Annotated in this window: 13 protein-coding genes and 1 pseudogene; 2 read left to right on the top strand and 12 right to left on the bottom strand. The window is 42.9% G+C overall.

All coding sequences use genetic code 11. The features are described from left to right. A pseudogene (locus A8806_RS25935) lies at positions 1-590 on the top strand (hypothetical protein); the annotation flags it as partial. Between the two features lie 68 nt (positions 591-658). Here A8806_RS25935 and A8806_RS25930 read toward each other — a convergent pair. Further along, a complete protein-coding gene (locus A8806_RS25930; RefSeq protein ID WP_109734046.1) occupies positions 659-1,462 on the bottom strand; it encodes a gluconate 5-dehydrogenase in 804 nt (267 codons plus the stop codon). A 22-nt stretch (positions 1,463-1,484) separates the two neighbouring features. Further along, positions 1,485-2,606, bottom strand: coding sequence for a glycoside hydrolase family 88/105 protein (locus A8806_RS25925; RefSeq protein ID WP_109734045.1), 1,122 nt, complete (start codon positions 2,604-2,606; stop codon positions 1,485-1,487). Positions 2,607-2,721: 115 nt separating this feature from the next. On the opposite strand from A8806_RS25925, the gene A8806_RS25920 reads away from it, so the two are divergent. Further along, complete coding sequence (locus A8806_RS25920) at positions 2,722-3,609, top strand: helix-turn-helix transcriptional regulator (RefSeq protein WP_109734044.1); 888 nt, start codon at positions 2,722-2,724, stop codon at positions 3,607-3,609. Positions 3,610-3,617: 8 nt separating this feature from the next. Here the strand turns inward: A8806_RS25920 and A8806_RS25915 are convergent, their stop codons facing one another. The 10 genes from A8806_RS25915 to A8806_RS26465 all read right to left on the bottom strand — a co-directional run. Then, complete coding sequence (locus A8806_RS25915; protein WP_109734043.1) at positions 3,618-4,925, bottom strand: TRAP transporter large permease; 1,308 nt, start codon at positions 4,923-4,925, stop codon at positions 3,618-3,620. After that, positions 4,926-5,405 (bottom strand): TRAP transporter small permease, encoded by a 480-nt coding sequence (locus A8806_RS25910; RefSeq protein WP_109734042.1) that lies wholly within the window; start codon positions 5,403-5,405, stop codon positions 4,926-4,928. It abuts the gene before it with no gap. Positions 5,406-5,416: 11 nt separating this feature from the next. After that, positions 5,417-6,439, bottom strand: a complete 1,023-nt coding sequence (gene dctP, locus A8806_RS25905) for a TRAP transporter substrate-binding protein DctP (RefSeq protein WP_109734041.1) — start codon at positions 6,437-6,439, stop codon at positions 5,417-5,419. Between the two features lie 175 nt (positions 6,440-6,614). Further along, a complete protein-coding gene (locus A8806_RS25900; protein WP_109734040.1) occupies positions 6,615-7,472 on the bottom strand; it encodes a polysaccharide deacetylase family protein in 858 nt (285 codons plus the stop codon). Continuing rightward, entirely contained in the window at positions 7,466-8,284 is an 819-nt protein-coding gene (locus tag A8806_RS25895) for a sugar phosphate isomerase/epimerase family protein (protein WP_109734039.1), read from the bottom strand. The genes A8806_RS25900 and A8806_RS25895 overlap by 7 nt, the downstream gene beginning before the upstream one ends. An 87-nt stretch (positions 8,285-8,371) precedes the next feature. Next, entirely contained in the window at positions 8,372-9,010 is a 639-nt protein-coding gene (locus tag A8806_RS25890) for an RpiB/LacA/LacB family sugar-phosphate isomerase (protein ID WP_109734038.1), read from the bottom strand. A gap of 15 nt (positions 9,011-9,025) precedes the next feature. Further along, the gene (gene kduI / locus A8806_RS25885) at positions 9,026-9,889 is read right to left on the bottom strand and encodes a 5-dehydro-4-deoxy-D-glucuronate isomerase (protein ID WP_109734037.1); all 864 of its coding nucleotides are present in this window, start codon (positions 9,887-9,889) and stop codon (positions 9,026-9,028) included. 222 nt (positions 9,890-10,111) lie between these two features. Beyond that, on the bottom strand, positions 10,112-11,137 hold the full coding sequence (locus A8806_RS25880) for a sugar kinase (RefSeq protein ID WP_109734036.1): 1,026 nt from the start codon (positions 11,135-11,137) through the stop codon (positions 10,112-10,114). 84 nt (positions 11,138-11,221) lie between these two features. Next, positions 11,222-11,860 carry a bifunctional 4-hydroxy-2-oxoglutarate aldolase/2-dehydro-3-deoxy-phosphogluconate aldolase gene (locus A8806_RS25875; RefSeq protein ID WP_109734035.1) on the bottom strand — a complete coding sequence of 213 codons (639 nt, stop codon included), beginning with the start codon at positions 11,858-11,860 and terminating at the stop codon, positions 11,222-11,224. A gap of 260 nt (positions 11,861-12,120) precedes the next feature. After that, the coding region (locus A8806_RS26465; RefSeq protein ID WP_207657881.1) for a hypothetical protein at positions 12,121-12,322 on the bottom strand (202 nt) is incomplete at its 5' end.

Here is a 12,322-nt window from a genome sequence, read left to right as displayed (position 1 = left end):
TGAATATGCTGCAGGAGTATGTTTTAATCCCACTTGACATTTACAAAGAAAGCACGCACAATAAAACTATAAATAACAAGTTGGAGGCCTGGCTGAGTTTTTTGTGTGATGACAGCCCGGAACGGATTTTAGAGATTGTAGGTAAGTATCCCGACTTTCAGGAAATGTATGAAGAGGTATACGAAATCTACGGTAATATCGAAGGGGTGATGGATATGTTCTCTAAGGAATTACTGGAATTAGACCGCAACACAGTGCAGTATATGATTGAAGAGCAGCAGGAACAACTGGATGCACTGCACAAAGAGGTGGATGAAAAACGGAAAGAAGTTGAAGAGCAGAAGAAAAGGCTGGAGGAGCAGAAGCGAAAGTACGTAGAGCAACAGAAAATGTTTGATGAACAGCAGCGTAAATACGAAGAGCAACAGAAAAGGCTGGAAGATCAACAGAAAATATTTGTTGAACAACAGGAAAAATATGAAAAACAATGCCAGCAGATAGAAATAGAACGGCTTGAGAAGGAAGGTATCAAAAAAGAATTAGAAGAATTAAAAAATATTGTAAATAAGTTATCAGAGGGTAAATTATAGTATTAAGATCTCCCTGCCGGTAGCAATGCATTAGGCATTGTTTCGTCAGGGAGATCTTTTAGCTGAAACTATTTTGGCTGTTTTCCGATATAGGCAAGGATTCCTCCGTCTACATACAGGACCTGTCCGTTCACAAAATCAGATGCTTCTGATGCAAGGAATAAAGCTGGTCCCATCAGATCTTCCGGGACTCCCCATCTTGCTGCGGGCGTCTTGGAGATGATAAACTGGTCAAATGGGTGTCTGCTGCCATCTTCCTGTATCTCGCGGAGAGGAGCGGTCTGTGGTGTTGCTATATAGCCCGGTCCGATACCATTGCACTGAATGTTATACTCACCGTACTCGGAGCAGATATTCTTGGTCAGCATCTTCAGTCCGCCCTTTGCCGCTGCATATGCGGATACAGTTTCGCGCCCCAGTTCGCTCATCATCGAGCAGATGTTAATAATCTTGCCATGCCCTTTTTCGATCATGTCCGGAATCACTGCCTTTGACATGATAAACGGCGCTGTAAGGTCGATGTCCACCACCTGGCGGAAGTCTTCTGCACTCATTTCCGTCATCGGGATACGCTTGATAATTCCTGCATTATTCACAAGAATATCAATCGTTCCCAGATCATTTTTGATAGATGCAACCATCTCTTTTACCTGTGCTTCGTCTGTCACATCGCAAATGTAGCCTTTCGCATCAATGCCTTTTGCCTGATAATCAGCGAGTGCCTGATCCAAATGTGCCTGACTCCTGCAGTTAAATGCAATTTTTGCTCCGGCCTGTGCATAAGCCTCCGCCATAGCAAAGCCAATCCCATATGCGCCGCCTGTCACCAGTGCGACTTTACCTTCTAATGAAAAAAGATTTAAAATACTCATTTCTAAATTTACCTCCTGATTCTTATAAATGCTTCAGCGCTTCCGCAAGCGCCAGAATTGTAAGTGACTGTCCATATGCCATTGGTGCAACAAGGATATTCTTATAGTGTTCTGCATCCATGCCCATTCCAGTACCACCGGATACATTTAGCACGGTTCCGTCCTTGTCAATATTCTTTAAGATCCCTTTAACTGCTTTCTCTGCACATGGCAGATAAGAATCATCCAGAATTCCGTAGCGGATACCTTTTAAGATACCGGCTGTAATTGCTGCCGAACCAGATACTTCTTCGTAACTTTCCGAGTCGGGAAGAACCGTGTGCCACAAACCGTTTTTACTCTGTAATTCTTTTAATTTTGCAACCTGAGCTTTATATGTATCTATAATGATTGATTTGACGCCCGGGTTCAGGCTTCCTTTAAACATATCAACATAGTCGAGTATGCCTAATGTAAACCAGCTGTTCCCACGACACCAGAATACGCCGCCGAAATTGTTGTTGCCATTGAAGGTCCAGCCGTGATAAAACAATCCTGTCTTTTTATCATACAAGTATTTGATATGCATAAGAACCTGATGAATCCCTTCGTTGATCCATTCTTCATTCTGATATTTCTGTCCCATTTTATTCAAAAATAAAACTGTCATGAATAAGGTGTCAATCCACATCTCATTTTCATTGAGACGCACGCCCTGACGATCACCATTGGCGCTGGTCACATGCTGGAAACCGCCTTCTTTGGTTCTCGGGAGGCAGGTCATCAGCCAGTTTGCCCAATCCTTACAAAGGTCTTCAAACTTTGGATCATGATAATATTCATTTAACTCGCTTAAGGTTAAAAGAGGTGTGGTTGTATTGATATTCCGGGATGGAAGCCCCAGCTCCATGTTTTCGAGATACCAATTATGAAGAAATTCTTTGTATTCTTCATTTTTCTCTGCCTGCATAATTTTTAGGAGTCCGTAAAGCCCCACTCCCTGCGGCCAGTCCCACTCTTTGATACCAAAATCTCTTTTAAAAAAGCCGATGGCTTCTCCACCATTTTCCGCAAGTTCTTTTTCATTTTCGGGACCACCCAGACTCAGCAGCTTTTCGATTACGAGATTCAGCTTTTTTCTGAGTTCCGTTTCATTTATATTCATGGTAACATTCCTTTCATCTCTGTTTTATTTTCCCAATACGCTCTCTAGTCTTTTGCGTCAATTTATTATATAATAATACAAAAGCAGGTAAAATATTAAAAAGCAGGTGATACATTTGGAAAAACTCTCTTATTACGCCTCCATTGAGGGTATTTCACTGGAACACATGGTTCGTTATGGCAAGTTTGACATGCGGGTTAAGCATTTCCACAACGAATATGAAATTTTTTATATATTAGAAGGAACACGGAGTTTCTTCTTTAATAATCGTAATTTTGTCGCCTCCAAAGGGGACTTGATTTTAATCGACACGAACCTGATTCATATGACCAAGTCTGTATCGAGTAATGACAGCGGCCACAACCGAATCATCCTGTATCTCACGCCTGACAAAGTGCAGGAATTTGATACGAAATATCCAACACTGCACCTGACCCGCTTCCTTCACCAGCATTATGGTGTGTATCATCTGACAGAAGCACAGCAGAGGGCATTTATGGACCTTTACTATCTCATCAAAAGAGAATGTAATGAGAAAAAACATAATTATAAACAGGCAGTTGAACTTGCAGTCACAACGTATTTTCTGTATCTGACCCGTGAACTTGATATCCGTATGCCGGAAACTCCGCTTCTTCCACAGGAGGGGAAGCATCGCCATGTGTACGAAATCGCTGACTATCTCTCTCAGAATTATGAGCAGGACATTTCCTTAGAGGCATTGGCGGATCAGTTTTTCTTAAGTAAGTATTACATTTGCCGTCTGTTCAAGGAAGTCACCGGCTATACGATTCGTGAGTATGTCAATGTGATCCGTATCCAGCATGCAAAACAACTACTGGAAGAAACGGATTACAGCATTTCCAAGATTGCAGAAAGTGTCGGCTATGGAAGTACCACACATTTTGAGCAGACATTTAAAACATATATGACTATGTCTCCACTAAAATATCGTAAGAATCTGGATATTATTAAGCCTCTGATTCTGCCGGTGAACCCGTAAAATTCCTGTTACATTAAGCCCAGTACGGTTGGAAGCCATGTACTGAATGCGGGTACAAAGGTAACGAACATAAGTGCTACGACAATAGCCCCAAAGAACGGGATCAGGCGTCTCATCACATCTTCAATCTTGAGTTTCGCCACACTGCACCCGACAAATAATACACTGCCGACTGGTGGTGTAATCGTTCCAATGGAAAGGTTCATGACCATCATAACACCAAACTGAATCGGATTCATCCCTATACTTGTTACAACCGGAAGGAAGATTGGTGTAAAGATTAAAAGTGCCGGTGCCATATCCATGAATGTACCTACAATCAGAAGGATCATGTTAATCAGTAACAGGATGATAATCTTGTTGTCTGATACCGACAGCATTGCTGCGCTGATTGCCTGTGGAAGTCCTGTAAATGAAAGAACAAACGACAGGATTGAGGAAGCGCCGATGATTAACATAACAATGGTTGTCATTACTGCCGCATCCACTAATATCTTTTTGATATCTGTAATCTTAATTGTCTTATAAACAAATACCGCTAAGATAAATGCATACAAAACTGCTACACCAGATGATTCTGTTGGTGTGAAATATCCCGATAAGATACCGCCGATGACAATCACAATAAGCAGTAAGCTTGGAATTGCATCCCAGATTGTCTTAAGTACAATTTTTCCGGTTAATTTTTCATCTCTCTTTACAACATACCCTTTTTTCTTTGCATATACCAATGCAACTACCATACAAAGGAATGCCCACAATAGTCCCGGAATCCATCCGGCCATGAATAAAGTCGCTACAGATGCGCCGCCGCATGCTGCTGAATACACAATAAATGCGTTGGTTGGCGGGATGAGCTGTCCGACCGGTGCAGATGCGATATTGGCTGCCGCTGCAAATCCATCATCATACCCCTGTTCTTTTTCCAGTGGATTCATAACACCACCGATTGCTGTTGCTGCTGCGATACCTGATCCTGATAATGAACCAAACATTGCATTTCCTGCGACATTGGTCAGTGCAAGGGATCCCGGCACTTTTCCTAAGATTAACATTGCGAGATTTATGAGCCGTTTCGCAATACCCCCGTTACTCATCAGTTGTCCTGCCAGAATAAAGAATGGTACAGCTAACAAACTGAAACTATCGATACCACCGACTAATTTTTGTGCTGAGATAAACATTCCGAACTGAGGAGTCAGGAACATGATGATGGTAACCAAGGCTGCTGAAATAATACTAAATGACACTGGAACGCTCATTGCCAGCAGGAAAAAGAATACGATAATCAATACTAATGCTGCTTGTAATTCCATTTATTTTTCCTCCTTCTTCAGTTCTTTAAACTCTTTTATAAATCGGATCAAACGTTCTGCTGCGTATACTACCATGAGAACACCACAGACCGGTACCCCGATGTAATAGAACTGCATCGGAATTCCCAGTGCAGGTGAAACCTGTCCGGCTGCATTCATGCTGACCATAATCCCGCCTGCAGTCATAACGAATACGCTGAGGAAGAGAACAAGAATCTCGATAAAAATCTTATCTTTTAAAGTACCCTTTTTTGTAAATGTATCCGTAATAAATGTCACGGCAATATGCTGTTGTTTGCCATATGCATATGGAACACCGACCATTGTCATCCAGATCAGTGCATAGCGGACTAATTCTTCTGTCCAGTCACTTGGGTTCTGTAAAATAAATCGTGTTACGATCTGCCATATGCAGCCTGCGACCATTACCACTACCAGAATTGCAAGGACATATTCTAATATTTTATTCAGTATCTTCATTTGCTATCCTCCTACTCTGCATACTGTTCGATATCGTCGTACAGCGCCTTATAATCATCACCTTTTTCACAGAACTCATCATGAATCGGTGAAACAGCTTCGATAAATGCTGTTTTATCAATGTCTCTGTAAATGGTAACGCCGTGTTCTTCTGCTTCTGCAATTGCTTCATCCATCATTCTGTTATACATGGTTTTGAAATTATCATTTGTCTCGCCCAGACATTTCACAAGATATTCCTGCTGCTCTGCTGAAAGGCTGTTCCATTTCTTTGTACTGATTATATAAATGTCTGGAGAATACTGGTGTTCTGTATATGTATAGGATTTTACAATATCCTGATGACCGTCAACCGTCAGAACAAGTTCTGTGTTCTCTGCTCCGTCTACCACCCCCTGCTGCAGGGCGGAATATGTCTCGCTCCCTGCCATCGGTACTGCGGACCCGCCCATGTACTTAATCATTTCCATAGAGGTGGAACTGGGCATGGAACGAATTTTCTTCGATTTTAACACGGAGGGATCTGTAACTGCTTTGTTCTCCTTTAAGTAAAAGTTTCTGGAACCATTTGCATAATATCCGATGGCAATATAGCCCTCATTTGCTGTTGACCGGAAGAGTTCCTGTACAGCTTCGCTCTTCTCCATCGCCTCATAGTAATGTTCCTGACTTGTGAACAGATACGGTACTGCGAAAATCGAATATTTGTCCTCAAACTGCCCTAACGTATTTGAACTTACTTTTGCCATGTCCAGGATACCCGCCTGAACCATCTCGATTTCTTCTTTTTCTGAACCGAGTACTCCACTCGGATAAATGTCAATTTCGAGATTCTTTGATGCATCTTCTGCAACAAACTCTGAAAACTTTGCAATTGAATCTGCAATTTCTGAACCATCTGCCTGATTATGTGCCATACGGATGTTAATTTTGTCTGTGCTGTTTTCGCTCAGAACCATACCAAAGGTTATGACTACTGCGGCCAGGCCTATGGCCGAAACCGCAATGCCTATTTTTTTCTTTAAGCTTCCCATTTTTACTCCTTCTCCTAAAAAACATCATATCGATTACGGCGCCTATAATCGAATACATAATATATTGTAACTGTTGTTATTCTAGCATATGGTTATGACAATTTTCTTATCTATATTGCACTTATTTCATTTTTTCCAAAGTATATTGCTCTATCTTTTTATAAATTTCATCCGCTTATCCAATCGTAACCGTCTCTCCGCCCGGAATGTGATATTCTTTTTTATCTATCAGCATCCACACATCCAGCACACCCGGATTGAAGATATAATCGCCGGACGCACTGTAAACCAGCCTCTGGGCCGCCATTACATACCTGTATATTTCTTCGTTCGTGGCATACCAGATTTCGTCATGCCCGCCTGCCTGTTTTAGAAACTCCTCCATATCCTTCCACTGGTCAAATGCATCGAATTCATAAGTATGTCCCCATACATAAAAAAGCTGGGGCTGCCTGTACATTTCGTTATCAACAGGTTCTAAGAATTTTTCCCATAAAGAGTATAGTGTATTTTCTGTGTGATGAATAGTTGGATGCCATTCCAGAAAATCCTCCGGCAGATGAAAGCTAAAGTGCTGCTTTGTTGTTCTGGAATAGGTGATACCACACACCTTCGCTGCGTTTTTCACCTTATCATTGTAGGTTCCGAACGGATATGCCATTCCAGTAACCGGTTTTTTTGCAATTTCCTCCAGTTCCCTGCGGCACGCTGCGATTTCATATGCAATCATTCCTTCCGGAACACGCGGCAGATCAGGATGCGTCATTGTATGTACTGCAATCTCATGCCCTTTGTACAGCTCTGCTATCTCGCATTTATCCATCTTGTAATGGCTGACTTCGATTCCGGGCTGGCTTAACCAGTCTTTGTTTCCCATCAGTCCGGGATTCAGATTGAATGTACCTTTGAGATGATAACGGTTTAGCATCTCCACGAATCTCCGGTCCTGCGTGATTCCATCATCGTAACTAAAAGTCAAAGCTTTCTTTCTTCCCTTCGGAAAGAGTGGTATGTCCTGTCTTAATTTTAACATAGAACCTCCTTCATAAACATGATGTCATGCTGTGCGGTCTGAGGATTCATTTCCTCACGAAGCAGATACATATCCGGCGCATTTTCACGAAGCCATTTAGATATTGTGTCATACTGAATACAGCCTTCCCCCAGCAGTGTTGGCTGATATTCCTTGTTTTCCCCAAACATAAAATCTTTGATATGCATGGCTTCTATATATTTGCCGATCTGCGACAGCCACCCGGTCCAGTACTTCTCCTGATCTGTGGTATCGGGAAACTCCAGCAAATTAGAAGCATCGAAAATCACACGCAAGTGCGCTTCGTCATTCACTTTCTCCAGTACCTTGGTCAGCGCCTCCAGATTTTCGAGCGGGTGCCAGTATACCGGCTCAATCGCAAGCTTTACATCCAGCCTGACTGCCTCTTCCACTGCACGCTGCACACTGTCCAGCATATACGGATACCAGATTTTTTTTTGCTCTGCATCCAGATGCGGATACGCAGTCTCTGTGCCGACTACATTCGCTCCTGCCTCTTTGCTGTAGGCCAGACATTGCTTTAACGTTGTGAGTGCATAAGCACGAATCTCCTCGTCAGGATTACCCAGATCCATATAGCAGCCAAATACCGGAATCTCCACTTTCTGTGCTTCAAATGCCCGTCTGATCCGTTCCAGATGAGCAAGTGTGATATCTTCATAGCTGTCGATTCCCGTAAATGCCTTCGGAAGCGCAAGCTGCGCCGCATCATATCCCTCCTCATGAAGGACACGCGCCAAATCTTCTATATTCATTTTCCCATAATCGTGTGCTCGTACACCAATTTTCATATTCTGATCTCCTTTTTTAAGACAAAGTTCCTTCTACAAAGAAAAAAGACAAAGTACACGCCCCTTTGTCTTCTTTTCTTGTCTTTACTAAGCTAAAATTTCTTTTACAACTACCGCAATTTCTTCATCCTGACAATTTGCAAAGAAGTATTCCCTGAATTTCGCGCCGGATAATGCTCCTTTGACCAGCTCCTGATCCAGTTCCCTCAGGATATCAGTCAGTTTTCTGTAAGTAACCGTCTTGACTTCATCCAGAATCCGTTTATTTCTCTGTTCCGGAACAACGCGGTCTTTCGGATAACCTTTTCCGCCTTCTTCCACATATAATTTCTCGAAAATATATTCCAGATTGAGCTCTCCGCCCCAGCCGAATCCTTTTGCAAATGGAAGTGCAATTGCGTTTCCATCGTTGATCTGTGCAAATGTATACGCATCTAACGCGTCCTCCACATGCCCGCAGATAACGCCCGGAAAGGAGTTGCACGCAAGCATCGCCCCCTCTCCGGTACCGCATCCTGTAATGACATAGTCTGCCGCTTTTGAATTCAGCAGAACTGCCGCCAATATACCGATCTGTACATAGGTAAGCTGTGCCTCATCCTCCGCCGTAAACATGCCATAGTTAAACACTTCATGTCCCATTGGCTCCACGACTTTTCTCAAAGAGCTGCAAATGATTTCATTTTTTGCCGCCTGACTGTTTTCGTTAATTAAAGCGATCTTCATCTTATTTCTCCTCCATTATAATAAGTCCTGATTTGGGATATGGTCCATATCATCGAAATCCTGATTCTCTCCGACCATTCCCCAAATAAATGTGTAGTTTCTGGATCCGCTGCCGGAATGGATCGACCAGCTTGGCGAGATGACAGCCTGCTCATTACGGACAACGATGTGTCTTGTCTGCGTGGCTTCTCCCATGTAATGCATCACAAATGCGTCTTCCGGAAGATCAAAGTAAAGATACACTTCCATTCTCCGGTCATGTGTGTGGCACGGCATCGTATTCCATACGCTTCCCGGCTCAAGATGCGTCATGCCCATCTCCAGCTGGCAGCTTTCTACCTGCCCCGGGAGAATGTATTTGCAAATAACGCGGTGGTTGGAGTCTTCCAATGTTCCAAGCTCCACTTTGTTCTCTTCTTTTACAATGACAACACCCTCTTTTGGAGTTCCTTCCTGCTTGATTACGACTGTCGGATAGCTTGTGTGTGCCGGAGCGCTGTTCAAATAAAATTTTGCCGGATTCTCTGCATCGTCACTTGCAAATGTGATATCCCTGGCGCCTTTCCCGATGTACATCCCCTCTCTGGATCCCACCTTATGCACGCTGCCGTCTACGGTAACCGTTCCGTCCCCGCCGATATTGATAATCCCCATCTCACGCCTCTCGAGGAAATATTCCGCACGGAGTTCATCCCCGGCTGTTAATTTTAAGCTATGTGCCACTGGCATTGCCCCGCCTGTGATAATACGGTCAATATGACTGTATACTAATTTAATATCGTCCGGGAAAAAAATCTGTGGAATTAAAAATTCCTCTCTTAATCTCTCTGTTGTATAATGTTTTACGTCTCTTGGCGATGCTGCGGTTCTAAGTTCCATTGCTTTTATCTCCTTTTTTATTTTTACATTCTATAAGTTCTTCTAAGTTTTTACATTGTAAATCATACCATAACAAGGTGCAAATTTTCTTACTAAAATTGCCTATTTTATATGTTTTTATAAGAATATTGCACTTTATACTATTACCAATAGAAAAACCTCTCCGCCTGCTGCAGAGAGGTTTTTCTTTACATTATATTCCCACATGGCATTAGGGATTTATTATCTTTGGACACGTCCGGAAGCATCGCCTCCGGCAAGTTTTAACACTTCGTCCATTGATACCATATTGAAATCTCCTTCGACAGAGTGCTTCAAACATGAAGCCGCTACTGCGAATTCGATGGCTGCCTGTGAATCATATCCGTTAAGGGAGGCACAGATAAGTCCACCGCCGAAACTATCGCCGCCGCCAACACGGTCAACGATATGCATTTTATATTTTTTGCTAAAGAAATAATCAGATCCATCATATAACATTGCAGACCAGTTGTTATCATTTGCTGATATAGATTCACGAAGTGTAATCGCTACTTTCTTGAAACCGAATCTGTCAGCAAGCTGTTTTGCAACGTCTTTATAACCTTCGTGGTTTACAGTTCCTGTTGTGACATCTGTGTCAGCCGCCTTGATGCCAAATACATCGGAAGCATCTTCTTCATTCGCGATACAAACATCCACATATTGACATAAACCGCCCATTACCTGGCCTGCCTTTTCTTTGCTCCAGAGCTTGTTGCGGTAGTTCAGGTCACAGGATACTGTAACTCCCATCTCATTGGCAGCTTTACAAGCTTCGAGGCAGATTGCCGCAACCTCATCGTTGAGCGCCGGTGTAATTCCTGTAAAATGGAACCACTCTGCCCCGTCAAAGATTTCCTTCCAGTTAAAATCAGATGCGGAAGCTGTACAGATTGAAGATCCCGCTCTGTCATAAATAACCTTGGAAGGTCTCTGGGAAGCACCTTTTTCGAGGAAATAAATACCGATGCGATCGCCGCCTCTTGCAATATAAGAGGTGTCCACCCCATATTTTCTAAGTGAATTTACAGCCGCCTGTCCAATCTCATGTGCCGGAAGCCTGGTGACAAATTTTGCATCAAAACCGTAATTTGCGAGTGAAACTGCAACGTTAGCTTCTCCGCCGCCATATGTTGCGCCAAATGTGTCCGCCTGAACAAACCGGTAATATCCCTCCGGTGCAAGTCTTAACATGATTTCTCCAAATGTGATTACTTTCTTTGACATTCTACTAATCTCCTTATAATTAATATTAGTAACTGTTCAGGACCATGAACAGTCACTAATATTCTTGCTATTTTATATACCTGATTAAACTCTTGCTGCTTTTACTATTTCTGCCGCCTCTTTGCACAGTTCTGTAATCTTGTCAAACTCGCCAGCTTCAATCATATCGCCCTTCACCATCCAGCTCCCGCCGCATGCAAGAATCTTGTCACACTTCAGGTAATCTACAACATTTTTTGCACTGATTCCACCAGTAGGCATCACCTTCAGCTTCGTGTAAGCCGCGCACATTGCCTTGATCATCGAAAGTCCGCCTGACGGTTCAGCCGGAAAGAATTTTACAACGTCCAGCCCAAGTTCCAGAGCTTTCTCAATCTCGCTCGGCGTTACAACACCCGGGCACACCGGAATCCCCTTTTCCTGACAGTAAGTAACAGTCTTCGGATTCAGTCCGGGACTGACGATAAATTTTGCTCCGGCTGCTACTGCACGGTCGACCTGTTCTGTTGTAAGAACTGTTCCGGCTCCAACCAGCAGATCCGGATATGCTTCTGACATCAGACGAATGGATTCCTCTGCTGCATCTGTACGGAATGTAACCTCTGCACACGGAAGTCCTCCTTCGATTAGCGCTTTTCCAAGCGGCAGAGCGTCCTTTGCATCATTCAATACAACAACCGGAATGATTCCGATTTCACCAAATTGCTCTAAAATTGCGTTCATATGATCTCCTCCAATGAAATAAATAATTGCATCTCGTATTTTGTTCCGTATTGTGAAACTATGTTTTGTAATATGGAACTGTTGACTTTTATTATACTCATTTATATAATAAAGTCAATACATTTTTTCGTATTTCTTTATTCCCGCGAGAAAGAAGGTTACTGTTCACCCCCAATGTCAGTTAGTTAAGGATGGGTCTGGGCAGACCTAAACTTACGATTCCCTATAATCAGGAGAAGATGGGTGATATAAGCTGGTCATCAGATGCTGTTCTGCGCCTCCCAATAAAGACCGATTTTTTTCAGGGTATGGCAAATAGACGGATATACATCCGCCTCAAAATACTTTATACTATTAGTGTTGTGTTTGTCAGCTTTATGCAAAACGATAAGTAAAGCTGACCGGAACTCGGAACCTATGCTGGCGGGCATATTTCCGATCGGGCCTGATAGGGAGGGTATT

This window comes from Faecalicatena orotica (assembly GCF_003149245.1).
GTDB classification, from domain to species: domain Bacteria; phylum Bacillota; class Clostridia; order Lachnospirales; family Lachnospiraceae; genus Faecalicatena_A; species Faecalicatena_A orotica.
This window is presented reverse-complemented; position numbering and strand designations above follow the sequence as displayed.

Excerpts from the sequence above, each read along its gene's own strand:
- A8806_RS25930 (WP_109734046.1), bottom strand. The coding sequence starts at position 1,462 with ATGAGTATTTTAAATCTTTTTTCATTAGAAGGTAAAGTCGCACTGGTG.
- A8806_RS25925 (WP_109734045.1), bottom strand. The coding sequence starts at position 2,606 with ATGAATATAAATGAAACGGAACTCAGAAAAAAGCTGAATCTCGTAATC.
- A8806_RS25915 (WP_109734043.1), bottom strand. The coding sequence starts at position 4,925 with ATGGAATTACAAGCAGCATTAGTATTGATTATCGTATTCTTTTTCCTG.
- A8806_RS25910 (WP_109734042.1), bottom strand. The coding sequence starts at position 5,405 with ATGAAGATACTGAATAAAATATTAGAATATGTCCTTGCAATTCTGGTA.
- dctP (WP_109734041.1), bottom strand. The coding sequence starts at position 6,439 with ATGGGAAGCTTAAAGAAAAAAATAGGCATTGCGGTTTCGGCCATAGGC.
- A8806_RS25900 (WP_109734040.1), bottom strand. The coding sequence starts at position 7,472 with ATGTTAAAATTAAGACAGGACATACCACTCTTTCCGAAGGGAAGAAAG.
- A8806_RS25895 (WP_109734039.1), bottom strand. The coding sequence starts at position 8,284 with ATGAAAATTGGTGTACGAGCACACGATTATGGGAAAATGAATATAGAA.
- A8806_RS25890 (WP_109734038.1), bottom strand. The coding sequence starts at position 9,010 with ATGAAGATCGCTTTAATTAACGAAAACAGTCAGGCGGCAAAAAATGAA.
- kduI (WP_109734037.1), bottom strand. The coding sequence starts at position 9,889 with ATGGAACTTAGAACCGCAGCATCGCCAAGAGACGTAAAACATTATACA.
- A8806_RS25880 (WP_109734036.1), bottom strand. The coding sequence starts at position 11,137 with ATGTCAAAGAAAGTAATCACATTTGGAGAAATCATGTTAAGACTTGCA.
- A8806_RS25875 (WP_109734035.1), bottom strand. The coding sequence starts at position 11,860 with ATGAACGCAATTTTAGAGCAATTTGGTGAAATCGGAATCATTCCGGTT.